The organism is Streptomyces sp. NPDC006739 (assembly GCF_042869815.1).
Classification (GTDB): domain Bacteria; phylum Actinomycetota; class Actinomycetes; order Streptomycetales; family Streptomycetaceae; genus Streptomyces.
On the sequence record NZ_JBIAGM010000009.1, the window covers coordinates 194,302 to 219,757 of the forward strand.

A 25,456-nucleotide genomic window follows, 5' to 3' on the forward strand; every position below is an offset into this window, starting at 1 on the left:
GGGGGTGTCGCTCCTGTCGGGGGTGGGGCGCCCGGGGCGAGGGCGCGGTCGTCTCCTCGCCCCGGGGCTGATCACTGGGTCGTGCGGGCGCGCGCGGCGCGGCCGGCGGGGTGGTCGTCACAGAACCAGCCGTTCGCGTAGAAGCGGACGGGTACGGCTCCGCATCGGGGGTTGCCGTAGTCGCACACGTTCGGCGGCTTGTCCTCGCCGGCCGGGACGTCGACGGCGAGCTGTCCGGGCACGTCCGGGAAGCGTTCGGCGATCTTCTGCGCGACCTTGTCGCGGGTCACGCGGCGTCACTCCCGGCGGCCTGCGGCGCGGCCGGGGCGAGGGCGGGCAGATGCTCGACCAGGGCGCCGGCTCGCCACGCGGCGGCGACCAGGGCGCGGCCGTCGGTCGGCTGGGCCTTGCTGCCTCGGGTGTAGGTGAGCCGGTGCGAGGCGGCCCTCGACGGCTTCAACTCGACCCCGGGCACGTCGTGCACCTCGCCCGTGCCGGGGTCGACGTACTTCGCGGTACCGGCGGCGGTCGCCTCGGCAAGTACCTTGCCGGCGAAACCGGGGCGCACGCTGGTGAGTACCTGAGCGGGCACGAACTCGACGACATGTTCGGTCGGGTAGTGGTCACGCACCCATGCGCGGAACGCCTCGGCGTCGACGACCTGGGCCTCGCGCTCACCCCCCTGCCGAGACGACGAACCGACCTTCGTCCCGTCGGGGAGCATGGCGTCGATCTTCGTCGTGCCGCCGGCCCTGTACGCCTTGTCGAGTAGGTCGTCGGCCTTGGTCTTGGCGTCCTTGTATGCGCTCTTGACCTCGTCGAGCAGGGCGCCGAGTACGGCCTGTCGGGTCACGGCGTCGCGGACGGCGAGCGGGTCGGGCGCGCTCGGCTTGCTCTCGGTTTGCTCGGGGGTGGGCTGCTCGGTCATCGGGCGGCCCCGTTCTCGATCACGGCGCGGAACGCGTCGAGCTGGGCGGCCGGGGCCTGGGCGATCGGGATGCCGTGCACGCGCTCGAAGTCGGCGTCGAGGGTGGGGAGGTTCGCGCGTGAGGCGGCGAGCCTGAGCGCGTTCTCGGCCTCCGCGGCGGCGGCCTCCGGGTTCTTGGGCGGGCTCGACGGCGGCGCGGCCTGCTCGCCCTGTGGTGGGGCCTGCTGGGCGCCCTGCTGCCCCTGCTGGGCGGCCTGGCGCTTCTCGGCGTCGATACGGTCGAGGCGGGCCAGGAACTCGGCCGGGGCGCCGGACTTCGCGGCGCGGTCGCGCACCTCGGCGAACACCTCGGGCGAGGTGGCGGCCTGAGCGGCGGCGAGCAACTGCCGGGCCTGGGGCGACAGGCCGTCGCCTTGCTGCGGGCCCTGGTTCTCCCACGGGCCCGGTTCGGCGCGGTTGCTGCGGCGCGGCTGCTGCCCGCGCTGCTGGCGCTGCTGCGCGCGCTGCTGGTTGCGCTGCTGGCGTTCGGCGCGGTGCTCGGCCGGCGGCTCGACGGGGTGGTCGCGGTCGCCGTCGTCGATGCTGCGGCCGTCCACGGGGATCATGAACAGGGTGAACAACAGGTACTTGAGTGCTGCGGACTGGGCCTTGTTCGTGGCCTTGTCGGCGAAGTCGCTCGCCTCGCCCGGCACTTCGGCGGTGAGGCAGTCACCCGCGGGCCCGTAGACGTGATACCGCATGGTGATGTTGACGTGTGTCATCTTCTCGCCGCGGCGCTCGGCGTGGTGGGCGGCGATGCTCGGCAGGATGAACAGGCCGTGCGCACGCATCGGGCCGGCCATGGCCGACATAGCGTCGTCGACTCCGCGGAACTTGTAGCGCTGCTGCTGGTTCTCCTTGTCCTTGGCGACGGGCATCACGTCGCGCATGACGGCGGCGATCGCAGCGAACACGCGGGGCGTGCCGTCGGGGGTGCCGGCCGGGGCGGGCTGGTAGATCGGTGCCGCGACCGGTGCCGCGGGCGTCGGTACGGCCGGGGTGTGGGGCAGGGGCAGGGGCAGGGCGGTGACGGTCACTGGTGCGCGGTTCCCTTCGGGGTGGTGCGGTGGCGAATGTGGGCGGCGGCCCGGGTGATGCGGCCGGCGAGGGTGATCGCGTCGTCGGGGGCGAGCAGGGGGTCGACGGCGACGGCGGCCGGGCAGTCGTCGAGCAGGGCCTCGCGGGTGGCGTCGGCCTCGGCGGCGCGCATGGCGCGGCCGTAGTCGGTGGCGTCTTCGCTGCACATCGCGTGGTCGAGGGCGACGACGCTCGCGGCGTGGGCGGCGAGCAGGCGACCGACGGCGTCGGGGTCCTGGGCGTACGCGAGGGCCAGTTCGTCGAGCAGGGGGTCGACGTGCTCGGCGAGCGGGAGACGGACGGCGAGGCCGTCGGCGCTGAGCTGGGGGCGGATCACTGGCGGGCCTCCGGGGTGGTGTCGAGGCCGAGCTCGGCCGGCGCGGTGGGCTCGTCGGCGGTGAGTTCGCCGGTCCGGGCGTCGTACGTGCGGGCGACGTTCCAGTTGGCGGCCGGGAACGCCCGGGTGAGCAGGCCGTAGGCGGCGCGGTGGGCCTCGCGGTCGGCACCGACGGGACCGTTCGCGGAGTCGAGGACGACCCACGTGCGGCGGCGGCCGTCGCGGGTGACAGGGACGACGCGCACACGGATGGTGCCCGGGGCGATCTGGTCGAGCTGTCGGGCGATGACCTCGACGAACTGGTCGCGGCGGCGGGCGGCGGCGGCGCCCTTGATCGCGTGGGCGGCGCGGGGGGCGCGGTTGTCGGTACCCTTGGGGGTGTTCATGATCGGTGCCTTTCGGGGTGTCGTTCGAGAGGGGCCGTCCGGGTCGCATCCGGGCGGCCCTTTCGCGTGTTCAGGCGGCGACGCGGTGCTCGACGGTGGGCGCCTGGTTGGCGCGCTGCTTCCGTTCGAGTCGGCGCAAGATCAGTTCGACGTCGGGGGCGAGTCGGCCGGCGGCGCGGTCGCGGTCCCGGCGTATCCGGGCGGCGTCGAGGGCTTGACGGGCGTCGGCGAAAGCCTGCTCGCGGGGGATCACGGGGCCGTTCATGCGGCGGCCCGCTTGACGAGCTGGCCAGTGGAAACGCCGTAGTGCTCCTCGACAGCCGCGGCTACTACGGCACTTGGGGCGGTGTGTCCGTTCCACAGTCGCCATGCGGTATTACGGGCAACCTTCAACCGGCGTGCCGTGTCTGACGGAGTGCGGTCCCCTGCCTCGCGGGCGGCGGCGACCAGTGCAGCGCGGTCGTACATACGGGCATCGTCCTTCCGTGGATGGTTCGTTCCATCCATGGATGGAACGCTAACACGATGGACGAGCGTTCGGAACGGCATATGCATGCGGAGACGGATCTTCCAAAGCGCGTTGACACGCGGCATATGCCAGACAAGAATCGGTCACCTGTTCGAGAGCGTTGCCACAGCTCAGGGGGGTGAACCGTGGCAAAAACGTGTGTTCCGGACGGCTTCAATCGATCGCGTGGCCGCGGCGCTCCGCGCGCGCTATGTTCCATCCATGGAACGAACGAACCAACCAGGGAACGACCGGGCGACGCCCGAAGAATTCGCCGCATGGCTGAAGGAGCAGCTAGAACGCGCTGGCTATGACCTGCGACCTAGGGGCGGCGGGCAAACCCGCTTCGCACGAGATTCAGGCATCGCGCAAGCGTCCGTCAGCCGCATGTTGCGAGGCCAAGGGGCGCCAGAATCACGCGTTCTCGAAGCCATCGCCGGCACGCTCGGCCTGCCATTGGCCGAGGTGCTAGTCGCCGCGGGCATCCTCACCCGCGACGTACTGCAAGCGATCCGCCAACAGGGCCCGCGGACCGACCCACTGACACCGGAGGCAGCAGCCGAAGAACTGGGGATCACCGACCCCCAGAAAGTCGAGCTGTTCGTGTCCATGACCGAGACCCTGCGCAAACAACGCGCCGAGAACGGCGGGGGAAACGTCGCCGAGAACTAACCGCACGGAGGCAAAGCAGTGACGCACCGGTACATGCCCGTTCTCGCAATCTCCCTACTCATGGTGGGGCTGTCCACCGGCGTCATTGGACTACTCGGAAGCAACGACTACCTCTGGCAAGCAGGGCTGTTCTTAGTGCTCGCCGCCGTACCCCTGCTCGTCGTCCGCACCATTTACAAGTCTCAGCGCGTCTCGGCCGACCAGCTCGCCGACGCCGACCGCGCCGGCTACGTCCGCGCCCTCGACCACGTCGCGCGCGGCCTGCTCGACGTTCCCTCGCCCCGCGGTGGCAACCGCGCCGACCACGACGAGCAGGTCGCGGGCAACGTGATCACACTGCGCCCGCACCACAGGAGCCAACCCGAACGGAAGGCACAGTGACCCTTCTAGAAGTACCCGACACGTTCCACGGCTTACCGGCCAACGGTGAGCCGTGGCTCGCGTACATCCGCGTATCACTCTGGCGAGAGGAGAAGATCAGCCCCGAATTGCAGCGGACCGCCATCGAACAGTGGGCGGCCCGCCGCGGCGCCCGGATCGTCGATTGGGTGGAGGACCTCGACGAGTCCGGCCGACACTTCCGGCGCAAGATCGTGAAGTGTGTCGAGCGCGTCGAGGCCGGCGAGGCACGCGGCGTCGTCGTCTGGCGATTCAGCCGGTTCGGTCGCAACCGGACCGGTAACGCAATGTGGCTCGCCCGACTCGAAGCCGCGGGCGGACAACTGGAATCGGCAACGGAACCGGTCGACGCCGGAACCGCCGTCGGCGAGCTGCAACGCGAGATGATTTTCGCGTTCGGCAACTTCGAGAGCAACCGCGCCGGCGAGCAGTGGCGTGAAACCCACGAACACCGACTCGCCGCCAAATTGCCCGCGACAGGGCGCGCACGGTTCGGCTACATCTGGTTCCCGCGACGCGTGCCCGACGCCACCGCGCCGGGGGGAATCCGCCTCCAAACGGAGCGGTACGAACTCCACCCGGATCACGCCTCCATCGCCGAAGAGATGTACGCGCGCAAGATGGAACTTGAGGGGTTCGCGCAGATCGCCCATTGGCTCAACGACGAAATCGGCGTCCGCACCAACCGCGGCAACCGATGGGCCACCAACACCGTGAAACGCTACCTCGACAGCGGGTTCGCGGCCGGTTTGCTGCGCTCCCACGACCCCAAGTGCAAGTGCGGGTACGGCATCACGCACTTTGAGCGCTGCAAGGGCGACGGCGCCCGCTACCTCCCCGGGGCACACCCCCCGATCATCACGGCCGCCGAATGGAAGCAGTATCAGGAGCACCGCGAGGAGACCCGCCGCACCGCGCCGCGGGCCCGCCGCGCCACGTACCCGACCACAGGCATCATGCGGCACGGCAACTGTCGAGGAACGGCCGTCGCCCGCGCCGGCCGCGACGGAAAAGGAGGTTGGATCAACGGCCACTCGTTCGTGTGCCTGAACCACAAGAACAAGGGAAACAGCGAGTGCGAAGGCGGCCTCTACGTCCGGCGGGATGCGGCCGAGGCCGAGGTCTTGAAGTGGCTTGCCGACAACGCGGCCGACGGCGTCGACACCGCGCCGTCCGTCCCCGGACAGCGGACCGCGCCGGAAAACCCCCGCGCCCGCATCCTCGCCGAGCGGGTACGCACCGAGACCGAGTTGAAGAAGGTCGAGGCCGCCCTCGACCGACTCGTGACCGAGAACGCCATGGACCCGGAGAAGTACCCGGCCGACACGTTCGCCAGAGTGCGCGACCAGTTCCTCGACAAGAAGGGCGAGTTGGTCAAGCACTTGCAGTCGCTCGCCAAGGTCGAGGACACCCCCACCCGTGAGGAGTTCCGGCCCCTGGTCGTCGGACTCATTGAGGAGTGGGAAACCCTCGACGCCCTCGGACGAAACGCGATTTTGCGGCGCCTCTTGCGGCGCATGGTTGTGCACTCGCGCAAGAGCGACCAGGGCGCAAAATGGCGCCTCGAACTGTCCTACGAGTTTCACCCGGTGTGGGAGCCGGACCCCTGGGCCGTCGGCTGATCAGCCCGAAAGCATGCAAGCACGCTTGATTTGTTCTGTGCCTACTGGGACCCTCTGAGCACCTACTCGCCGAGGGGGCAACGTGAGTCATTTAGAGCCGGTGTCCCACATCTACGGCCTGACCGCGCTGATGAACGCGCCCCTCAGACAGGGCGCCACCGTCGTCGTCCTGCCCCGCTTCGACCTGGAGACGTTCCTCGCGGCCATCGAGAACCACCGCATCACCGGCCTGTACGTCGCCCCGCCGATCGTGCTCGCCCTCGCCAAGCACCCGGCGGTCGCCCGCTACGACCTGTCCAGCCTGACGTACGTCATGAGCGCCGCCGCACCCCTGGACGCCCGCCTCGCCGCCGCCTGCTCCCGGCGCCTGGGCCTGCCCCCGGTCGCCCAGGCCTACGGCATGACGGAACTCTCGCCCGGCACCCACGTCGTCCCGCTGGACGCCATGCACCGGGCACCCGCCGGGACGGTCGGCAAGCTCATCGCCGGCACCGAGATGCGGATCGTCTCCCTCGACGACCCGGACAAGGACCTGGGAACCGGCGACCCGGGGGAGATCCTCATCCGCGGCCCCCAGGTGATGAAGGGCTACCTGGGCCGGCCCGACGCCACCGCCGCCATGATCGACGCCGACGGCTGGCTGCACACCGGGGACGTCGGACACGTCGACGCCGAGGGCTGGCTGTACGTCGTCGACCGGGTGAAGGAACTCATCAAGTACAAGGGCTTCCAGGTGGCCCCCGCCGAACTGGAGGCGCTGCTGCTGACCCACCCCGGAATAGCGGACGCCGCCGTCGTCGGCACCCGTGACGAGAACGGCAACGAGATCCCGCACGCCCATGTGGTCCGCCAGCCCGACGCGACCGGCCTCTCCGAGAACGAGGTGATGATGTACGTCGCCGAACGCGTAGCCCCCTACAAGCGGGTCCGCCGCGTCACCTTCGCCGCAGCGGTCCCCCGGGCCGCCTCCGGCAAGATCCTGCGTCGGCAGCTGCGCGACTCCACGCGACCCGGGGAGGCGTCGTGACGTCGGTCGGACGCACGCGCGCGCGTGCCGTCGAAATCCTCAGCCTCGACTCCACCGACACCCGCAACGCCCTGTCGGCCGCGCTCGTCGGCGAACTCACCGACGCCCTCAGCGACTGCGCCGAGGACACCGGCGTACGCGCCGTCGTCCTCACCCACACCGGCAGCACCTTCTGCGCCGGCGCCGACCTGTTGGACCCGCCCCACCCCGACGCCGTGGTCGGGCTGCTGCGGCAGATCGTCGAGCTGCGCAAACCCGTCCTGGCGCGGGTCACCGGGCACGTCCGCGCGGGCGGCCTCGGTCTGCTCGCCGCCTGCGACATCGCCGCCGCCACCACCGGGAGCACCTTCGCCTTCACCGAGGTACGGATCGGGGTGGCACCCGCGGTGATCTCCCTGCCGGTGCTGCCGCGCGCCGACCCGCGCGCCCTGGCCCGCTACTACCTCACCGGCGAACGCTTCGACGCCGCCGAGGCGGTCCGCCTCGGACTCCTCACGGTCACCGCCGACGACGTCGACGAGGCCCTCGCGCCCATCCTCGACGGACTGCGCAGATCCGCACCCCAGGCCCTCGCCGAGACGAAACAGCTGCTCACGGCTAGGGTGCTGGAGACATTCGACCGGGACGCGGCGGACCTGACCGCGCTCTCGGCCCGGCTGTTCTCCTCCGCCCAGGCCCGGGAGGGGATGACGGCCTTCCTCGAACGACGGGATGCGGCGTGGGTGGTGTGAGTACGGCGGAACGCGACCGCGTACCCAAGCAGGACCGCAGCCGCGCCACCCGGCAGCGGCTCCTGGAGGCCGCCGTGGCCTGCCTGGCCGAACACGGCTGGGCGGGCTCCACGGTCGCCGTCGTCGCCGAACGCGCCGGCGTCTCCCGGGGCGCCGCCCAGCACCACTTCCCCACCCGGGAGGACCTCTTCACGGCCGCCGTCGAGTACGTCGCCGAGGAACGCTCCACGGCCCTGCGGGCCCTCTTCCCCGACGGCCCCGCCGACCGCCTGGCCGTCGTCTCCGCCCTCGTCGCCCTCTACACCGGCCCCCTCTTCCGCGCCGCCCTCCACCTGTGGGTCGCCGCCTCCAACGAGGACCAGCTGCGCCCGCGCGTGACCGAGCTGGAGGCGCACGTCGGCCGCGAGACGCACCGGATCGCGGTCGAGCTGCTCGGCGCGGACGAGTCCCGGCCGGGCGTGCGGGAGACGGTCCAGGGCCTCCTCGACATGGCCCGCGGCCTCGGGCTGGCCAACCTGCTCACCGACGACCGCGGACGGCGGGAGCGGGTGGTGGCCCAGTGGACGGCCCTGCTGGACGAGGCGCTCGGCTGACCGCCGCCTCAGCGGGTCTTCAGCCCACCCGCACCGATTCGAGGAACGGCTCCACGGCCCCCCGCCAGGCCACCGGCTGGTCGTAGTGCACCAGATGGCCGGCGTCGACCACCTCCGCGTACTCGCCGAGCGGCAGCACCCGCACCATCTCCTGCGCCTCCGCCCGCCCCAGCTCCCCGTCCAGGCCGCGGACGACCAGCGTGGGGCACTGGACCTGGGCCAGCTCCTCCCAGTGGGCGTCGTACACCCATGTCTCGCGGGACTTGAGCATCTGCCCGGGGTCGAAGACGGGCCGCCAGCCGTCGGCGGACTCCTGCATGACCTCGGCGTAGAACGCGCCCCGGGCCGGATTGGGGCGCTCCACCCAGGGATCGTCCTCGCCGAACCACTTGCGGACGTCGGCGAGGGTGGCGAAGGGGGCGGGCCAGGACTCGAACCAGTCGGCCCACTCGCGCTGCGAGGCGGCGCCGAGGGCGGAGGCCCGCATGTCGGAGATGACCAGGCCGCGCACCAGGTCGGGACGTTTCGCGGCCAGCTGCCAGGCGGTCAGGGCGCCCATGGCGTGACCGATGAGGACGGCCGGGGCGAGACCGAGCTGCTCCAGGGCGGCCTCGGCGTCCTCGACGTAGGCCTCGCGGGTGAAGGCGGCCCGTGGGGGCTTGTCGCTCTGGCCGTGTCCCCGCTGGTCGAGCGCGACGGCGCGGTGCCGCTCGAAGAGCCAGCGGGCGGTGGCGGCCCAGTGCGAGGCGCGGCCCATGAGGCCGTGCAGTAAGAGCACGCCGGGTTCGCTCTCCCGGTCCTTCTTGGGAGGGTCCGCGTACTCCCAGGCGGCCAGGCGTACGCCGCCCGCTCCCCTCACGTCGATGCGCCGTGCCATGAGCTTGGCACCCCCCTGCTCCACGTGCCTCGTACCGCTGTAGAGATGAGAGATTATCGAATGCCTATTCGAAACTGCTGCCTCTGCGGGCAACACCCCTCATTCGAGTGACACCGCTCAAGGAATGATCGTCCTCGGCGAGGGGATTCCTTCTGACGGGGGGCGGACCGGTCGGGGAAACCGGTCCGAGGGGATGACCCTGAGAGCTCGGGGCTCCGGGTCAGCACAGGGGAGGACAGGCCCCGGCACCGCAAGGTGCCGGGGCCCTCTCCAGATCTTCGGCCCCGTCGTCGGCACATCCTCCCGACCCCCTCAGGTCATATGCCCCACGCGCCAGCCTCGCACGCCGAGCGCTCCGGGCGCTGCGATTCCGCGCACTGAATCACGCTTTCGACGGCGCGAACTGACGGGGCGTCCGAGAACGGCTGGCCGGCCGGCTCAGCGCTTGGCGACGAACACATGGGAGGCGACGTCCGCCTCCAGCTCGGCCGCCTCCCCGCCGCTGCCGACCAGCACCCCGCCGGCCGACTCGGTGACACTCACCACCGAACCGGGCTGCACACCCGCGCGCCGCAGCGTGTACATCAGCTGCGCGTCCGTCTGGATGGGCTCGCCGATACGGCGGACGACGACCGTCTTGCCGTCCGAACCCGGGTCCAGGTCGGCCAGCGAGACCATGCTCTCGTCGAGGAACGGGTCGGCGCCGTCCTTCTCGCCCAGCTCCTCGAGGCCCGGGATCGGGTTGCCGTACGGCGACTCGGTCGGGTGGCGCAGCAGCTCCAGCACGCGCCGCTCCACGGCCTCGCTCATCACGTGCTCCCAGCGACACGCCTCGGCGTGCACCTGCTCCCACTCCAGCCCGATCACGTCGACGAGCAGGCACTCGGCGAGCCGGTGCTTGCGCATCACGCGGGTGGCCAGCCGGCGGCCCTCGTCGGTCAGCTCCAGGTGCCGGTCGCTGGCCACGGACACCAGACCGTCGCGCTCCATGCGCGCCACCGTCTGGCTCACCGTCGGCCCGCTCTGGTCGAGCCGCTCCGCGATACGGGCGCGCATGGGGACCACGCCTTCCTCTTCGAGCTCGAGGATGGTGCGGAGATACATCTCCGTGGTGTCGATCAGTCCGGACATACGTGCCCCTCGATTGCTTCTGCCGGAAGCTCATAGCTCACCGGCGCGTGCGCTGGCCCTGAACCAATTCTGACGCATACCACCGACAACCGTGCCGCTCGGCGGAAACGAGGCGGTCACGAGTGGCCCCCGGGAGCGAGGGCCGAGGCCGTATTGACAGGGCGATGGTCCAGACCGCACGGTGATCCGCGACATGGACGCTGCGAAGGGGCACCCCATGAGTGACGGCACGCCGGCCCACCAGTTCTTCGACGCCGCCATCGGGCTGCTGCGACAGGTCCGCGACGGGGAGGCGGACGGGATCGCGGCGGCCGGCGCCCTGCTCGCCGACACCGTCGCCGCCGGCGGCCGGCTGTTCGCCTTCGGCGCCGGGCACTCCTCGCTCGCCGCCCAGGACGTCGTCTACCGAGCGGGCGGCCTCGCCCTGATGAACCTGCTCGCCGTCCCGGGCGTGATGGGCGTCGACGTCGTCCCCGCGACCCTCGGCTCCGCCCTGGAGCGCGTCGACGGGCTCGCGGGCGCGGTGCTGGACACCTCGGTGCTGCGGGCCGGGGACGCCCTGGTGATCATCTCCCTCTCCGGCCGCAACGCCCTGCCCGTCGAGATGGCGCTGGGCGCCCGCGCCCTCGGCGTCAAGGTCATCGGCGTGACCTCGGTGGCCTACGCGTCGCAGACGACGTCCCGGCACTCCTCGGGCACCTTCCTCAAGGGCCACTGCGACGTCGTACTCGACTCCCGGATCGCCGTCGGCGACGCGGAACTCGCCCACGACACCATCCCGGCCCCCTTCGCCCCCGCCTCCACCGTCGTCACCACGGCCCTCCTCCAGGCGGTCATGGCCACCACGGCCGCCACCCTCGCCGAACGGGGCATCGAGCCCCCGCTGCTGCGGTCGGGGAACGTGGACGGGGGCCACGAGTGGAACCGGCGGATCATGGCGGAGTACGGGGACCGGATCTTCTACCGCCGGTAGGCCCCGGCCACGGCCGGCAGGTCCCGGCTCTGTCGGCAGGTGCGGGGGTGGCTCGGCCGGCAGGCCCCGGCTACCTCCGGCAGGCCCCTGCCAGGTCCAGCAGCGTCGCGATCCGCATCGCCACGTCCTCCGCGTACGCCGCGTCGGACCGCTCGAACCGGCTGCGCCCGGCGCCTCGAAGGAAGGTCACCACCCCCAGCGTCCGCCCCCGGCTGCGCAGCACCGCGCACAGCGCGTGCACGCACTCGCCCGGCCACTGCCGGGACAGCGCCCACTCGCGCGCCCGCTCCGCCGACACGGACCCGGCGTCCGCCCGCACGCTCCCGGCCCGCTCGACGCACTGCAGCGCCGGATGCCCCTCCTCGTACCGCAGCGGAAAACCGGCCGCGCCGCCGAGCAGGCTGGGCCCCGGCGCTCCCGAGGGGGTGGCGGCGATCCGCACCAGCCGCACGGGCCCGGCGTCCGTTCCCACCGCCCCTTCCGGTCCCTCGGCCGCCACCCGCACCCGGTCGATCAGCGCGTGGTCGGCGAACCCGGCCAGCGCGAAGTCCAGGTGCACGGTCGCCGCCTCCACCGGGTCCTCGCACTCCGCGGCGGCCCGCGCGGCCCGGTGCAGCTGATTGGCCCTGAACCGCAGCAGCGACGCCTCCTGCTCCCCCTGCTTGGCCTCGGTCACGTCCTGGAACATCCAGCTCACCCCGAGCGGCACGGGCTCCTCCGCGAGCGGTGAGGCCAGCCGCAGGAACCAGCTGCGCCAGCACCGCCGCCGCTCGCCCTCCGGGGTACGGACGCTGACCCACATCTCGGCCGGCGCGGGCGGCGCGCCCTCGGCCAGCACATGCGTGAGCGCCGCCTCCAGCTCCTCCACGCCCTGGGCGAGCAGTTCCCCGAGCGGCCGACCCAGCACGGACGTACGCCCGATGCCGAGCGCCCGGGCCGCGTGCGCGTTCACCACGGCGGGCCGCAGATCGGCGTCGACCAGCACGACACCCCAGGTCGCGTCGTCGAACAGCGCCTCGCTGAGCGCGATGGACCGCTCCAGGTCGATCTGCGCGTGCACCTCGCTGAAGGCGCAGTACACACCGGCGGGCTTCCCGTCCGGACCGCGTACGGCGGCGGACTGGGTGCGCACGAGGACCCGCCCGCCGTCCTTCGTCACGAGCGCGAACTCGTGCACCTGCCGCCCCGGCGCGTGCATGGCGGACAGCAGCCGTCCCTCCACCTCCTCGGCGTCGGCGCTGCGCACCGCCCACCCGGCGAAGCCGTGCCGGCCCACGGCCTCGGCCGCGGTCCAGCCGAGGATCCGCTCGGCCTCCCGGTTCCAGTGGGTGACGACACCGTCCGCGTCGAAGGCGCACAGGGCGGCGTCCATCCCGTCCAGCAGCGCCGCGAGCAGGTCGGAGCCACCGCTCGAGTCCTCCGGGGCACCCGACACCGAGCCGTCCGGCTCTGGCTCGTCGGGCCCCAGCTCGTCGGTGGTCCCACTACGCCGGGAAGCACTCACCTGGACCCCCTGCAGGCTGCGTCCGCGGTTACGGCGCGTCGATTCGCTCACTGCTCTTCATCACTGCTCTTCATTCAACTCGAACGTGACGCAGCACACACCGTGTTCCCGCAAGTTTGAAGGAATTGAACGTCAGGCAGTGGGGGTGAGCCGCAGATCCACCCACACGTCGTTCTCCCCGTCCAGTACATACCGGTCGACCTCCACGAACCCGCACCGCCCGGCGAACCGCAGTCCGTCCTCGTTCACCGCCAGCACGCACGTCTCGATCACGCCCGCCCCGCACGCGCGCGTGGGCGAGCCCGTTGGCGTACAGAGCCGCACCGAACCCCCGCCCCCGGTGCTCGGACAGCACCCGGGCGATGACGGTGGCCACGAGGTCCCCGCCGTCCCGGACCGGCGGCCGCACGGTGGAGCACCCCACGAGAACGTCCCCCGCGTACGCGTTCTCCAGCCGGTAACCGCGCTCCAGCCGCTGCCGGGCCTCGTCGGGTGACATGGCGGCGGGCGGCACGACGGCGTTGTGCACGTACCGCCACTGTTCGAGCATGACGTCCCCGTCGACGACGGCTGTACGAAGATCGGTCATCCCGGCAGCGAACAACCGCCCGCCCGCCCCCGTCAAACCGGTATCGCGAACCGGTGTCCGGCACGCCGGCGGCGGCCGGACACCGGTGTGGGCAGCTCCTCACGCCGCCATCGGCTGCCTTACGCCGCCAGCGCGTGTCCGGGATGGAGTACGACCTTGGTGTAGCCCTCGATGCGCTTGTCGAACTTCTCGTAGGCGCTCGGTGCCTCGTCCAGCGGCAGTTCGTGGGAGACCACGAAACTGGGCTTGGCCCGCCTGGCGATGATCATGTCGCGCAGCTGGCGGTTGTACCGCTTGACGTTGCACTGACCGGTGCCCATCTGCTGGCCCTTCTCGAACATCCGGCCGATGGAAACCAGCAGTTGGCCGTGCTTGGCGTGCTCGTCGGGGCCGCCGGGGTCGGACGGCACGTACAGGCCCGGTACGCCCAGCATGCCCGTCGGCCGCACGGTCTCGACGAGTTCGTTGAGGACGATCGCGGGCTCCTCGTGGCTGGCGTCGTGGGCCTGGGCCTGGTAGCCGACGGCGTCGACGCCCTTGTCGGTGCCCTCACCTCCGGTCTGCTCCTTGATCTGCTCGGCCGGGTCACCCTTGGTGAAGTCGATCGGGATGACTCCGATCTCCTCCGCCTTGGCGAGCCGTTCGGGCACCCGGTCCACGGAGAACACCTTCGCCGCACCGCGCAGCATCGCGGAGTACGCGGCCATCAGCCCGACCGGTCCGGCACCGTACACGGCCACGCTCTCACCGGGGGACACCTGGGCCAGTTCGCATCCGTGGTAGCCGGTCGGGAAGATGTCGGCCAGCAGGACGAAATCGGTCTCGAACTCCTCGCCCGGCGGCAGCTTCAGACAGTTGAAGTCCGCGAAGGGCACCCGCAGCAGCTCCGCCTGGCCGCCCTTGTACGGCCCCATGGCCACATAGCCGTAGGCACCGCCCGCGAAGCCCGGGTTCACGGTCAGACAGAAGCCGGTCTTCCCGGCGAGACAGTTCTTGCAGAACCCGCAGGCGACGTTGAACGGCATGACCACCCGGTCGCCCTGGGACAGGGAGGTCACACCGGCGCCGACCTCCTCGACTATGCCGAGGTTCTCGTGGCCGAACACGATGCCCGACTCGGCTGCCGTGCGGCCCTCGTACATGTGCAGGTCGGACCCGCAGATCGCGGTCGAGGTGACGCGTACCAGCACGTCGTTCGGGTGCTGGATCTGTGGATCGTCGACGTCCCTGACGGTGACGCTGAACGGCTTTTCGTAAACGACTGCTTTCACCTGGATCACCTCCGTGACCAGTGGTTACTTCCAGGGAACGCCCATGCGGCAGGCGCTGCAACCTCCGCCCTCCGAAAATCCCTTGAACCCTGGCGGGCGGCTTCCTAAGGTGACTCCTACGTGAGAAAGGAGGTGATCGGGTACATGAGTGAAACCCGGACGCGCGAGGTGGCTGCGGGCTAGCGGCCTGCCACCACACGATGTGCGGTGCCGGACCGGCGTGTGCCAGACACACGCAGCCGGCCGAATCCAACGCAGTCACCCGACCCGCGAACTCGCCGGTACGTCCGGCCGGCTCCCCCGCCGCCAGGCGGAGGGACCCGAGTTCGCGGGTCGTCTGCGTTCTCAGGGGTGAGCGCCGTCACGGGCTGAGCCGCTCCACCTTCCAGGACCCGTCGGCCCGGGCCACGTACCGCAGCCGGTCGTGCAGGCGGTTCTGGCGGCCCTGCCAGAACTCGACCGTCTCCGGCACGATCCGGAAGCCGCCCCAGTGCGGCGGCACCGGGACCTGTTCGTCCTCCGGGTAGCGGGCGACCAGGTCGGCGTAGGAGGCGTCGAGGTCGGCGCGCGAGGAGATCACCGAGGACTGGGCGCTGGCCCAGGAGCCGAGCTGGGAGCCGTGCGGGCGGGTGCGGAAGTAGGCGGCGGTCTCGTCGCGGCCGGTGCGGCCGGCGGTGCCGGTGACCACGACCTGGCGGGCGATCGGGTGCCAGGGGAAGAGCACCGAGACATACGGGTTCACGGCCAGGTCGCGGGCCTTGCGGGAGTCGTAGTTGGTGTAGAAGACGAAGCCGTCGGTGTCGTACGCCTTCATCAGGACCGTGCGGGAGCTGGGGCGGCCCTCGGCGTCCGCGGTGGAGACCACCATCGCGTTGGGTTCGTAGATCGTGCCGTGTACGGCGGCCTGCGCGGCCTGTTCGAACCAGCGGGTGAACTGGTCCATCGGATGTGCGGCGAGGTCCTGCTCGGCGAGGCCCTCGGCTCGGTACTGCTTGCGCATGGCGGCGGGATCGAGGATCGGGTCACGGTCGGTCACGCGGCCATCCTGCCGTATCGAACGCGCGTGGCACTGAGTGTCGTAAGCCTCCCCATGGATGGCACTCAGGGATATCGTGCTGGTTCCGTTCCGCCGCACACTTCCGTAGGAGCCGCCCGATGTCCGAATTCGTCCCTGGGCTCGAAGGAGTCGTCGCGTTCGAGACGGAGATCGCCGAACCGGACAAGGAGGGCGGCGCCCTGCGGTACCGGGGCGTCGACATCGAGGAACTGGTCGGGCACGTCTCCTTCGGGAACGTCTGGGGGCTGCTCGTCGACGGTGCCTTCAACCCCGGACTGCCGCCGGCCGAGCCGTTCCCGATCCCGGTGCACTCGGGTGACATCCGGGTGGACGTACAGTCGGCGCTCGCCATGCTCGCGCCCGTGTGGGGCCTCAAGCCGCTGCTCGACATCGACGAGCGGCAGGCCCGCGACGACCTCGCCCGCGCCGCCGTGATGGCCCTGTCCTACGTCGCCCAGTCGGCGCGCGGCCAGGCCCTGCCGATGGTGCCGCAGCAGGAGATCGACAAGGCGCACTCGGTGGTCGAGCGGTTCATGATCCGGTGGCGGGGCGAGCCCGACCCCAAGCACGTCGCCGCCGTGGACGCCTACTGGACCTCCGCCGCCGAGCACGGCATGAACGCCTCCACCTTCACGGCCCGCGTCATCGCCTCCACCGGCGCGGACGTCGCCGCCGCGCTGTCCGGCGCGGTGGGCGCCATGTCGGGCCCGCTGCACGGCGGTGCCCCCTCGCGGGTGCTGCACATGATCGAGGAGATCGAGCGGACCGGCGACGCGGCCGGGTACGTCAAACGCGCCCTGGACCGGGGCGAGCGGCTGATGGGCTTCGGGCACCGGGTGTACCGGGCCGAGGACCCCCGCGCGCGCGTGCTGCGCCGCACCGCCCGCGAGCTGGGCGCACCCCGCTTCGAGATCGCGGAGGCGCTGGAGAAGGCTGCCCTGGAGGAGCTGCACAACCGGCGTCCGGACCGGGTGCTCGCCACCAACGTCGAGTTCTGGGCGGCGATCATGCTGGACTTCGCGGAGGTCCCGGCGCACATGTTCACCTCGATGTTCACCTGCGCGCGGACCGCCGGCTGGTCGGCGCACATCCTGGAGCAGAAGCGGACGGGCAGGCTGGTGCGCCCGTCCGCCCGCTACGTGGGACCGGAGGCCCGCGGCCCGCAGCAGATCGAGGGCTACGGGGACATCGCCCACTAGTTCCCTGACGTCAAGGACCTGGGCCCTGTCGTCGAGGGGCCCTGGGGACCCGCCGCCGGAACGGTCCCTCAGCCCTTGCTCACCGCCGCCAGGATCTCCGGCAGGCGGGCCGACGTCCGGGGCGCGGCCAGGCGCAGGCCCGCCAGGGTGACGGCCGCCCCGTACACCGCCCCCACCGGCAGCAGCACCCAGGTCCACGCGTCGCCGCCCGCGCTCGTGTTCAGCCAGATCGTGAGCGCGATGACGGGGGCGCACAGCAGGGCGGCCGAGAACATGCCGCCGAAGATCCCGATCCAGGCCAGGCCCACCTGCCCGGGGGCCACGTTCCTGTGGCCCTCCTGGGGGATGGAGTACGGGAACCTCGCCGAGGACCACGCGCCGGTCGCCAGCATCGCCCCGAGCAGGGCGAGGGAAAGACCGAGGACCTGCGGCAGCCGGGCCCAGGCGCCCAGCAGCGCGGTGGTCAGCACGGTCACGAGCGTGGCGTACGGCAGGGTGATCAGCAGCAGGGCCAGGGCCCGCCCGCGCAGCTCGGTGTAGGCGTCGCGGGGCGAGGAGACGGTCATCGCGACCATCCAGAACGCGGAGGTGTCCTGCCCGAACTGGTTGTACATCTGGATGCCGAGCAACCCGGACGCGAAGCAGGCGAAGTAGATCGACCCGGTGCCCTGCACGGCGTTGAGCACCGGCACGATCAGTCCGACGGCAAGCGAGGTCACCCAGGCGGCCTTGGTCTTGGGATCGCGCCAGATGTAGCGCAGGCTGCGCTCCATGACCGTGCCCGTGCGCCCTTGCGGCAGCAGGCGCCCGAGTCCGGTCGAGGAGCGCCGCCGGGGGCCGGGCTCGGCGGCCTGGAGGGTGGAGCCGTCGGGCGAGGTCATCAGTCGGGTCAGACTGCCCGCCCACAGGGTGATCAGCAGCACCAGGGCGGAGAGCGACAGCAGGAGCTGCGCGGTCGCGCGGCCGTACTCGCCCTGGCTCGCCGCGTGGACGGCGCCCACCGCCGACGACGGCGGCAGCCAGCGCAGCACGTCCGCCACCGGTTCCAGCCGGCCCAGCCCGGCCGAACCCAGGTGCTGCGCGGCGAAGTTGACCAGCTGTGCGCCGATGGCGACGACCAGCCCGCTCAGTACGGCCAGGTCGCGGCCCTTGCGGCTGGTCAGCAGCCGGACGTTGGCGGCGGCGACGGCCCGCGCGAGCGCCACGCAGACCAGCAGCGACAGGAGGGCGGCGACGACCGCGACGGCGTATCCGGCCGCCCCGTGCGCCACCGACAGCGTGCAGCCGGCGAGCACCAGCAGGGTGAAGAGGGGGCCGATGCCGACCAGGGAGGCGGCGAGCAGGGCGCGCACCAGCGGGCGGGGCCGCAGCGGCAGCATCACCAGCCGGGTCGGGTCCAGCGTCTCGTCGCCGGACGGGAAGAACAGCGGCATCACGGCCCAGCCGAGGGCGAGGACGGCGACGGCGAGGAGGGCGACGGCGTCGGCGTGCGCGTGGCCGCGCAGCAGGAGCAGGCCCAGCAGTTGCGAGGCGCCGAAGAGCAGCGCGACGACCGCCGAGGCGACGAACGCGGCCCGGCGGCCCGCCGACTGCCGCAGCCCGCCCCGCAGCAGTGACAGCTTCAGCCGTACGACGGTGGAGGTCAGGCCGGTCATCGGGCGGCCCCGCCACCCAGCCAGTCCAGGTCGGAGCCGGCGTCGCGGCCGCGCGCGCCCACCAGATCCAGGAAGGCGCCCTGAAGGGTGGGGTGTTCCCCGCGCACCTCGGCGAGGGTGCCGGTCGCCCGGATGCGGCCGGCGGCCAGTACGGCCACCCAGTCGCACAGCGACTCGACGAGTTCCATGACGTGGGAGGAGAAGACGACCGTGGCGCCGGAGGCCGTGTACCGCTCCAGGACGCCCCGGATGGTCTGGGCGGACACGGGGTCCACCCCCTCGAACGGCTCGTCCAGGAAGAGGACTTCGGGGTTGTGCAGGAGGGCCGCCGCGAGCCCTATCTTCTTGCGCATGCCGGTCGAGTAGTCGACGACCAGCTTGTGCTGGGACCCGGCCAGGTCGAGGACGTCCAGCAGTTGGGCGGTCCGCTTGTCCACCTCGGGCCCGGGCAGCCCCCGCAAGCGCCCGGAATACCCCAGCAGTTCACGCCCCGACAGCCGCTCGAAGAGCCTGAGCCCCTCGGGCAGCACGCCGATCCGTCCCTTGACGGCCACCGGGTCCTGCCAGACGTCGTGCCCGGCGATCTCGACGCGGCCCTGGTCGGGCCGCAGCAGCCCGGTCACCATGGACAAAGTGGTGGTCTTCCCGGCCCCGTTGGGCCCGACCAGCCCGATGAACTTCCCGGCGGGCAGATCGAGATCGATCCCGGCAACCGCCACCTGTTGTCCGAACCGCTTCCACAGCCCCCGTACGCGCACAGCTTCGGTCATGCGAGAACACTACGACCGCGGCAACGGCCGCGGCTCACCGATCCCGGCCGCACGCGTAGGCGAGTGGCGAGATCAGTTCCTCGGCGTCCGGCAGCCACCGGTTGGCCGGGGTCGGCCGGCAGGCCCACTGCACGGCGCCCCGGGACCCGAACCGCGTCGGAGGTGCCGCCACGTAACTCCCCTCGCCCAGCGGCGCGAGATCGAGCGAGGACAACGACCAGCCGAGCTTGCGCACCAGTTCGGGAACCTTCACCGAAGCCCCCGGCAGCACGAAGAAGTGCATCCGCCGGTCCGGGGTGAGCGTCACCGGCCCCAGCGTCAGCTCCATCCGCTCCATCCGGGCGAGCGCCAGGAACCCGGCGGTCTCCGGGACGGACAGCGCGTCGAAGGTCCGCCCGGTCGGCAGCAGGATCGACGCCGTCGGCTGCTTCTGCCACATCCGGCGCGCGACGGTCGCGCTGCCGGTCGCCTGCGTCGCCCAGTCGGGGCGCGCGGGGTGCGCACCCGGCGCGGGGCAGGCGGCATCGGCGCACGAGCAGCGCTGCACCCCGTCGACGGCCTCCAGCCAGGTGCCCGGGAACACGTCCCAGTGGCGTTCCTCGGCGTACCGCACGGCTGTCTCCAGCAGCGATTCCCCGCGCTGCTTGGGAATCTGACCGGCCATCTGAGTCTCTTCGGTGCCCGCGATCGTCTCTTCCACGTTCCTCTCAACTCCCGCACTCACCTTGGGTTACGGCTCTGGGCCCGGCCGTCGCGCGCGCGGGAGGAGCATCGATTCCTCACCCGGGGCGCATGGATGCATGTGCGGGGGCGCGCGGGAGGAACCGAGACGTGTGGTGGGTAGCCACGTCTCGGGGTGGCCTCTGCCGTTACCCCGGCAATCCTCAACATGTCTCGCATGACGTGCATTCTGGGCATGGACGCGGGGCATTGATCTTCACGGCCGGATCTTTTCGCTTCTGGGATTCGCAGGGGGTAGTGCCCATGGCCGCAAGGCCTCTCGTCGCGCGGCAGCCGAACGAACGGCTGCAGGCGCTCATCCAGGAAGCGGGTTGCTCGAACGCCGGGCTCGCCCGCCGCGTCAACATGTGCGGCGCCGAGCACGGCCTCGACCTGCGCTACGACAAGACGTCCGTGGCCCGGTGGCTGCGGGGACAGCAGCCGCGGGGCCGGGCGCCGGCGATCATCGCGGAGGCGCTCGGGCGCAAGCTGGGCCGTACGGTCACGATCGACGAGATCGGCATGGCCAACGGCAAGAACCTCGCCTCGGGGGTCGGCCTCCAGTTCTCGCCGACGGTACTGGGGGCCATCGAGCAGGTCTGCGAGCTGTGGCGCAGCGACGTGGGCCGGCGGGACTTCCTGTCCGGCTCGTCCGTCGCAGCGTCCGCGCTGGTCGAGCCGAGCCGCGACTGGCTGATCTCGGCGCCGGACGCACAGGTGTCACGGCAGGCGGGCCCGCGCGTCGGACCGTCCGACGTGGCGGCCGTACGCGCGATGACCCAGGCGCTGACCGACCTCGACCACCAGTACGGCAGCGGGCACGTGCGCCCGGTCGTCGTCCACTACCTCAACAGCGTCGTCTCCGGGCTGCTGGCGGGGTCGTACCGGGAGGCCGTCGGCCGCGACCTGTTCGCCGCCGTCGCCCGACTGACCGAGCTGGCCGGGTACATGGCCGTCGACACCGGGCAACCAGGGCTGGCCCAGCGCTACTACATCCAGTCGCTGCGGCTGGCGCAGGCGGCCGGTGACCGCGGGTACGGCGGTTATGTGCTCGCCGCGTCCATGAGCCACCTGGCCGCGCAGCTCGGAAACCCGCGGGAGATCGCGCAGTTGGCGCGGGCCGCGCAGGAGGGGGCGCGGGGGCGGGTCACGCCGCGCGCGGAGGCGATGTTCCACGCGGCCGAGGCCCGTGGGCACGCCCTGCTCGGCGACGGGCGGGCGGCGCAGGCCGCCGGCGGGCGGGCGCTCGCGGCGATGGAGTCGGCGGACGCCGCCCGTGGGGACGACCCGGCGTGGATCGCGCACTTCGACGAGGCCTACCTGGCCGACGAGCTGGCGCACTGCCACCGCGACCTGGGGCAGGGCGACGCGGCGGCCCGGTGCGCGGAACAGTCGCTGGCCGGCCATCCGGAGAGCCGGGCCCGGCGGCGGGCCATCGGCTATGTGCTGCTCGCCACGGCCCAGGTGCAGCAGCGCGAGATCGAGCAGGCCTGCGCCACCGGTACCAGGGCGGTCGAGCTGCTGGAGAGCGTGCGCTCCAACCGGGGTGCCGAGTATCTGGAGGACTTCCAGCAGCGCCTGGAACCCTTCCGGGAGGAGTCGGTGGTACGGGAGTTCGGGGCGCGCCTCGACCTTCAGCAGGCGGCCTGAGCATGTACAGCGCGGCACCGGGCGGTTTTGTTACCGCGGTCACAGGGAAGGAGGTCCGGCCCTGAGCTGCGTGGCACCTGGCTCGGGGGACCCGGTAGCGTGAGCCGACGATTCCGAAGGTCCCCCATTCGTAGGAGTCCCGGTGACGCAGAGTGGACACGGCGAGGAGCCCTCGGCGCGGCCCGCGCGCGAAGGCATCGTGCTGCCCTCCGACGGAGGCGAGCCGCTGCTGCCGGGTATGACGGGCGGACCCGTACCCGTCTCCCCGCCCGCCCCGGCCCCCGCCCCCGCCGAGGGCCAGGCCTGGGGCCAGCCGTGGGGCCCCGGCCCCGCCCAGCAGCCCTGGCCCCCGGCCGCCTCCCAGGAGTGGGACCCCCCGCATCAGGAGCCCCCCGCCTGGAACGCCGCGGGCCCCCTCCCCGCGGAGGGCACCCCGGCGGCCCAGGGCTACGGCGCCGACGGCCGGCCGGAGTACGGCCCCGCGCCCCAGCAGCCCGGCCACGCGGCCGACGGTCGGGCTCCCGCGTACGGCACCCAGGGTCACGGCCCCGGCGCCGGCGGCCAGAACCCCGCCCAGGGCGACGCCTATGGCTCCGGTGCCGCCCCGCTGCCCCCGTACGGCTCCGGCGCCGTGCCGGCGGCCGAGGGGGCGACCCAGTACCTGCCCCCGGTGCCGGCCGGAGGGGCCGACGAGGGGGCCACGCAGTATCTGCCGCCGATACCGGCGGCGCCGGGCTCCGTCGACGAGGGGGCCACCCAGTACATACCGCCCGTCGCGCCCGGGGCGTTGCCTCCCGAGGTCCCCGGGGGCGGGACCGCCGGGGCCGGTTTCGGCGAGGAGACCCGGTACCTCGGGCGCCCGGTGCCCCGGCAGGCCGCCGCGGCCCACCCGGACGCCGAGGCCACGCAGTACCTCGCGCAGGGCGGTGAGCGGCAGCCGCCCGCCGAGTTCGACAACCTCTTCCGCACCGGCGGGGGCGAGGCTCCGGCCGCCTCCACCCAGCAGATGCCGCGCTTCCCGCAGCCGCCGCAACCGCAGCACCCCCAGCAGCCGCAGCCGTCGTACGTCCGGCCCGTGCACGACAACGACGAGGACACCGGACGCGGTCGCGGCGGCCGTACCGGCTCGCGGGTGCCGCTGATCGCCGCCGTCGGCGTCGGCATCGTCGTCCTCGGGGTGGGCGCCGGCGCGATGCTCGGCGGGGGAGGCGGGGGCAAGAGCGGCGGCGACAAGACCGTCGCCGCCTCGGCGTCGGCCGCCCAGAAGGGCCAGTCCGCCGCCGGCGACCCCGCCCGGCAGCAGGCCGTGGAGCTGGACAAACTGCTCGCCGACAGCGGCAGCAGCCGTGCCTCGGTGATCGCCGCGGTGGCCGGCGTGAGGCAGTGCGACAACCTCGGCCAGGCCGCCTCCGACCTGCGCGACGCCGCCAAGCAGCGCAATGACCTGGTCACCCGGCTCGCGCAGCTCTCCGTCGACCAGCTCCCGGCCAACGCGCAGCTGACGGCGGCCCTGAACGGCGCGTGGCGGGCGTCGGCGGCGGCCGACAACCACTACGCGGCCTGGGCCGACCAGGTCGGCGGCAAGAAGGGCTGCCGCAAGGGCCACGCCCGCAACACCGGGCAGGCCGCGGCCGGCGACCGGGAGAGCGGCACCGCCAGCCAGCAGAAGGTGAAGGCGGCAGCGCTGTGGAACACGATCGCGCAGAAGTACGGCCTGACCCAGCGCCAGCCCACCCAGCTGTGAAGGGGCGCGGGCCTCAGCTGAGGTCCGCGTTCACCAGTGTGTCCGTCATGTCGGCCCGCCCGTCCCGGCGCGCCGCCACGAGCCGGCCGTCCTGGACCACCTGGAGGGTCACGTCGGCGTTGACCAGCCGGGAGAAGCCGACCGAGGCCAGCTTGCCCTGGTAGGGCCAGCGCAGGGTCGGGGTGAGGCCGCCGGTGGAGACCGCCAGGCCGCCGTCGAGGGTGTGCCGTACGGTGTCGGCGCTCGTCTCGCCGCCGCCGATCTTCTCCAGGACGGCCCGCAGCACGGTGTAGGCGATCCACGTGGTCTGCACTCCGGCGTCCGCGGGGTCGATGCTGTTGTCGCCGAACGCCTCCTCGTTGATCACCTTCTTCATCGGGTCCCAGCGCGGGTCGGAGGCCACCGGGTACCAGCCGGTGATGTAGGCCCCCTCGTACGGCCCCGACGCCCCGCCCGTCTCGTTGATCACCGACTGGTCGACGCTGCCGAGCACGGTCGCGGTGCGTACCGGCCGGTAGTCGGCGCGGGCCCGCCGGAATGAGTCCATGAAGGTGTCGGTGCGGTCCCCGAGGGCGGGCACCACGCACCCCTTCCTCGCCGCGCTCCTGGTCGCGGACCGCAGCGCCCGCTGCGACTGGGCTTCGTACTCGGTGGCGTCCTCGGCCGCGAGCTGGTCGTCCGCCGGCGCGTGCCGGCCCGCCTTCAGCCCGGAATCGAGCAGCTGGGGCAGTTCGTCGCCGGCGATGGAGTCGGGGCGGACCAGGGACACGGGCCCGCAGCTGTCCGCGAGGGCCCTGCCGAGGCCGGCCAGCAGGGCCGGCTGGCCGCCGTTGACCGGGTAGGACATGGCGCTGGTGAACTCGTCGTTGGTGACGCCGTAGCCGCCGATGTAGGGGATGCCGGAGCCCTCCAGCGGGGCGAGGAAGGAGTCGCCGAACTGGCTGTAGGAGCCGACGACCGCGACGACGTCCTCGTCCGCCGCGTACCGGGCGCACTTCGCGGCACCCACGCTGTCGTTGTGGTCGTTGCAGGTCAGGACCTGCAGTTTGCGGCCGGCGATGCCGCCGTGGGCGTTGACCCAGCGGGCGTAGGCGCGGGCCATCGCGGGCATCCCGGGCTTGTTGGTGGCGGAGGTGTCCTGCGGCGCCCACGTCATGACCTTGACCGTGGCGTCCCCGGAGCTCCCCGCGGTACCGGGGACGACCCCGCATCCTGCGGTCAGCGACGCACACGCGGTCAGGGCGGCCGCGGACAGCGCGGTGGCTCTGACGGGCCGGGAGAGGTGGGAGAGGAAGGGGCTGCGGGTGCGTCGCCTGCCGGTCATGGACACGCACGATTCCCTCACACCACTAACCCGACGGTGACCATCGGTCAACAAAGGGTGACACACAGGTGAATTACGGGGGCCGGTGAGGCTCCTGTGGAAAGGAACGTACGATCGATGACCGTGCAAGGTTCGGAGAACTCTTCCCGTCGCGGCCGTCGCTCCTCCACCATGGGCGGCATGCCCCTGAACGACATGCCGTGGTGGCGCTGGCGCAGCAACGTGCGCTCGGCGCTGCACATGCTCTCCGATCCGGACTTCCAGCGAGACGTGTGGCTGGCGGGCGTGGACGGGTACGGCGACGTCACGGACGCCGTGTACCGGCTGGTCGAGGACACCTGGCTGGACAACTGGTCCGCCGAGAAGTACGTCGGCACGATATTCCGCGACTCGCAGGAGGCGGCGCTGGTCGACACCGCCGTGCTGCGGGTGCTGCGGATCGTGCACCAGGTCGGTCCTGACGCGCCGGTCTCCGCCTACCTCGACCACCAGGCGTGGCCGGAGGCGGTGCGGGCGGCCCGGGACGCGCATCTGCGCCTCGCGGTGAGCGACGGCGACGACCCCGAGGCACCACCGCGGACCCTCGAGGTGCTCCGGATCATGACCAGGGCGGCCTAGCGCGGCGACAGGCGGTCGATCGAGGCGCGCTCCGGACTCCTCCGGGACTCCTCCG

At 72.1% G+C, this 25,456-nt stretch carries 25 protein-coding genes and 2 pseudogenes; 11 read left to right on the plus strand and 16 right to left on the minus strand.

Annotated features, from left to right (window positions below):
- Positions 1-71: 71 nt before the first annotated feature.
- The 6 genes from ACFYMM_RS20120 to ACFYMM_RS20145 all read right to left on the minus strand — a co-directional run bounded on the left by ACFYMM_RS20120 (position 72) and on the right by ACFYMM_RS20145 (position 3,032).
- Positions 72-290, minus strand: coding sequence for a hypothetical protein (locus ACFYMM_RS20120; RefSeq protein WP_388388297.1), 219 nt, complete (start codon positions 288-290; stop codon positions 72-74).
- Complete coding sequence (locus ACFYMM_RS20125; protein WP_388388299.1) at positions 287-928, minus strand: hypothetical protein; 642 nt, start codon at positions 926-928, stop codon at positions 287-289. Before ACFYMM_RS20125 ends, ACFYMM_RS20120 begins: the two co-directional genes overlap by 4 nt.
- Positions 925-2,004 carry an ERF family protein gene (locus ACFYMM_RS20130; protein ID WP_388388301.1) on the minus strand — a complete coding sequence of 360 codons (1,080 nt, stop codon included), beginning with the start codon at positions 2,002-2,004 and terminating at the stop codon, positions 925-927. Before ACFYMM_RS20130 ends, ACFYMM_RS20125 begins: the two co-directional genes overlap by 4 nt.
- Positions 2,001-2,381: a hypothetical protein gene (locus tag ACFYMM_RS20135; RefSeq protein WP_388388303.1), complete on the minus strand. Its 381-nt coding sequence runs from the start codon at positions 2,379-2,381 to the stop codon at positions 2,001-2,003. Before ACFYMM_RS20135 ends, ACFYMM_RS20130 begins: the two co-directional genes overlap by 4 nt.
- Positions 2,378-2,767, minus strand: coding sequence for a hypothetical protein (locus tag ACFYMM_RS20140; RefSeq protein ID WP_388388305.1), 390 nt, complete (start codon positions 2,765-2,767; stop codon positions 2,378-2,380). The genes ACFYMM_RS20135 and ACFYMM_RS20140 overlap by 4 nt, the downstream gene beginning before the upstream one ends.
- Positions 2,768-2,837: 70 nt before the next feature.
- A complete protein-coding gene (locus ACFYMM_RS20145) occupies positions 2,838-3,032 on the minus strand; it encodes a hypothetical protein (protein ID WP_388388307.1) in 195 nt (64 codons plus the stop codon).
- Positions 3,033-3,497: 465 nt separating this feature from the next.
- Between ACFYMM_RS20145 and ACFYMM_RS20150 the strand changes: the two genes are divergently transcribed.
- The 6 genes and pseudogenes from ACFYMM_RS20150 to ACFYMM_RS20175 all read left to right on the plus strand — a co-directional run bounded on the left by ACFYMM_RS20150 (position 3,498) and on the right by ACFYMM_RS20175 (position 8,319).
- Positions 3,498-3,947, plus strand: a complete 450-nt coding sequence (locus tag ACFYMM_RS20150; protein ID WP_388388309.1) for a helix-turn-helix domain-containing protein — start codon at positions 3,498-3,500, stop codon at positions 3,945-3,947.
- Between the two features lie 33 nt (positions 3,948-3,980).
- Entirely contained in the window at positions 3,981-4,328 is a 348-nt protein-coding gene (locus ACFYMM_RS20155) for a hypothetical protein (RefSeq protein ID WP_388388311.1), read from the plus strand.
- The gene (locus tag ACFYMM_RS20160; protein ID WP_388388313.1) at positions 4,325-5,968 is read left to right on the plus strand and encodes a recombinase family protein; all 1,644 of its coding nucleotides are present in this window, start codon (positions 4,325-4,327) and stop codon (positions 5,966-5,968) included. The genes ACFYMM_RS20155 and ACFYMM_RS20160 overlap by 4 nt, the downstream gene beginning before the upstream one ends.
- 97 nt (positions 5,969-6,065) lie before the next feature.
- A pseudogene (locus tag ACFYMM_RS20165) lies at positions 6,066-6,995 on the plus strand (AMP-binding protein); the annotation flags it as partial.
- On the plus strand, positions 6,992-7,726 hold the full coding sequence (locus ACFYMM_RS20170) for an enoyl-CoA hydratase family protein (RefSeq protein WP_388388315.1): 735 nt from the start codon (positions 6,992-6,994) through the stop codon (positions 7,724-7,726). The pseudogene ACFYMM_RS20165 and the gene ACFYMM_RS20170, both read left to right, overlap by 4 nt.
- A complete protein-coding gene (locus ACFYMM_RS20175; protein WP_388388317.1) occupies positions 7,714-8,319 on the plus strand; it encodes a TetR/AcrR family transcriptional regulator in 606 nt (201 codons plus the stop codon). The genes ACFYMM_RS20170 and ACFYMM_RS20175 overlap by 13 nt, the downstream gene beginning before the upstream one ends.
- Positions 8,320-8,338: 19 nt before the next feature.
- Here ACFYMM_RS20175 and ACFYMM_RS20180 read toward each other — a convergent pair whose 3' ends face one another.
- A complete protein-coding gene (locus tag ACFYMM_RS20180; protein ID WP_388388319.1) occupies positions 8,339-9,196 on the minus strand; it encodes an alpha/beta fold hydrolase in 858 nt (285 codons plus the stop codon).
- A gap of 438 nt (positions 9,197-9,634) precedes the next feature.
- Positions 9,635-10,327 (minus strand): metal-dependent transcriptional regulator, encoded by a 693-nt coding sequence (locus ACFYMM_RS20185; protein ID WP_067315842.1) that lies wholly within the window; start codon positions 10,325-10,327, stop codon positions 9,635-9,637.
- 217 nt (positions 10,328-10,544) lie between these two features.
- On the opposite strand from ACFYMM_RS20185, the gene ACFYMM_RS20190 reads away from it, so the two are divergent.
- Positions 10,545-11,300 (plus strand): SIS domain-containing protein, encoded by a 756-nt coding sequence (locus ACFYMM_RS20190; protein ID WP_388388321.1) that lies wholly within the window; start codon positions 10,545-10,547, stop codon positions 11,298-11,300.
- Positions 11,301-11,370: 70 nt separating this feature from the next.
- Here ACFYMM_RS20190 and ACFYMM_RS20195 read toward each other — a convergent pair whose 3' ends face one another.
- The 4 genes and pseudogenes from ACFYMM_RS20195 to pdxH form a co-directional block, all read right to left on the minus strand.
- On the minus strand, positions 11,371-12,804 hold the full coding sequence (locus ACFYMM_RS20195) for a PAS domain-containing protein (protein WP_388388323.1): 1,434 nt from the start codon (positions 12,802-12,804) through the stop codon (positions 11,371-11,373).
- Between the two features lie 132 nt (positions 12,805-12,936).
- Positions 12,937-13,393: pseudogene (locus tag ACFYMM_RS20200) on the minus strand (GNAT family N-acetyltransferase).
- A 119-nt stretch (positions 13,394-13,512) separates the two neighbouring features.
- Positions 13,513-14,664, minus strand: coding sequence for a glutathione-independent formaldehyde dehydrogenase (locus tag ACFYMM_RS20205; protein WP_388388324.1), 1,152 nt, complete (start codon positions 14,662-14,664; stop codon positions 13,513-13,515).
- 361 nt (positions 14,665-15,025) lie between these two features.
- Positions 15,026-15,700, minus strand: coding sequence for a pyridoxamine 5'-phosphate oxidase (pdxH, locus tag ACFYMM_RS20210; protein WP_388388327.1), 675 nt, complete (start codon positions 15,698-15,700; stop codon positions 15,026-15,028).
- Between the two features lie 119 nt (positions 15,701-15,819).
- Between pdxH and ACFYMM_RS20215 the strand changes: the two genes are divergently transcribed.
- On the plus strand, positions 15,820-16,920 hold the full coding sequence (locus ACFYMM_RS20215; RefSeq protein WP_388388329.1) for a citrate synthase 2: 1,101 nt from the start codon (positions 15,820-15,822) through the stop codon (positions 16,918-16,920).
- A gap of 68 nt (positions 16,921-16,988) precedes the next feature.
- Here ACFYMM_RS20215 and ACFYMM_RS20220 read toward each other — a convergent pair whose 3' ends face one another.
- From ACFYMM_RS20220 to ACFYMM_RS20230, 3 genes are read right to left on the minus strand one after another with little or no spacing between them, the layout of a single operon-like run.
- Complete coding sequence (locus ACFYMM_RS20220; protein WP_388388331.1) at positions 16,989-18,575, minus strand: transporter; 1,587 nt, start codon at positions 18,573-18,575, stop codon at positions 16,989-16,991.
- Positions 18,572-19,345 carry an ABC transporter ATP-binding protein gene (locus ACFYMM_RS20225; RefSeq protein WP_388388333.1) on the minus strand — a complete coding sequence of 258 codons (774 nt, stop codon included), beginning with the start codon at positions 19,343-19,345 and terminating at the stop codon, positions 18,572-18,574. Before ACFYMM_RS20225 ends, ACFYMM_RS20220 begins: the two co-directional genes overlap by 4 nt.
- A 34-nt stretch (positions 19,346-19,379) precedes the next feature.
- Positions 19,380-20,045 carry a bifunctional DNA primase/polymerase gene (locus ACFYMM_RS20230; protein WP_388388335.1) on the minus strand — a complete coding sequence of 222 codons (666 nt, stop codon included), beginning with the start codon at positions 20,043-20,045 and terminating at the stop codon, positions 19,380-19,382.
- Positions 20,046-20,329: 284 nt separating this feature from the next.
- Between ACFYMM_RS20230 and ACFYMM_RS20235 the strand changes: the two genes are divergently transcribed.
- Together ACFYMM_RS20235 and ACFYMM_RS20240 are read left to right on the plus strand one after the other, a co-directional pair.
- A complete protein-coding gene (locus ACFYMM_RS20235) occupies positions 20,330-21,715 on the plus strand; it encodes a transcriptional regulator (RefSeq protein ID WP_388388337.1) in 1,386 nt (461 codons plus the stop codon).
- A 142-nt stretch (positions 21,716-21,857) separates the two neighbouring features.
- Positions 21,858-23,459, plus strand: a complete 1,602-nt coding sequence (locus ACFYMM_RS20240) for a hypothetical protein (protein ID WP_388388339.1) — start codon at positions 21,858-21,860, stop codon at positions 23,457-23,459.
- 13 nt (positions 23,460-23,472) lie between these two features.
- On the opposite strand, the gene ACFYMM_RS20245 is transcribed toward ACFYMM_RS20240, so the two are convergent.
- Positions 23,473-24,783 carry an ABC transporter substrate-binding protein gene (locus tag ACFYMM_RS20245; RefSeq protein WP_388388341.1) on the minus strand — a complete coding sequence of 437 codons (1,311 nt, stop codon included), beginning with the start codon at positions 24,781-24,783 and terminating at the stop codon, positions 23,473-23,475.
- 117 nt (positions 24,784-24,900) lie between these two features.
- Here ACFYMM_RS20245 and ACFYMM_RS20250 point away from each other — a divergent pair, with 117 nt between their 5' ends.
- Positions 24,901-25,401 carry a hypothetical protein gene (locus tag ACFYMM_RS20250; protein WP_388388344.1) on the plus strand — a complete coding sequence of 167 codons (501 nt, stop codon included), beginning with the start codon at positions 24,901-24,903 and terminating at the stop codon, positions 25,399-25,401.
- Positions 25,402-25,456: the final 55 nt, after the last annotated feature.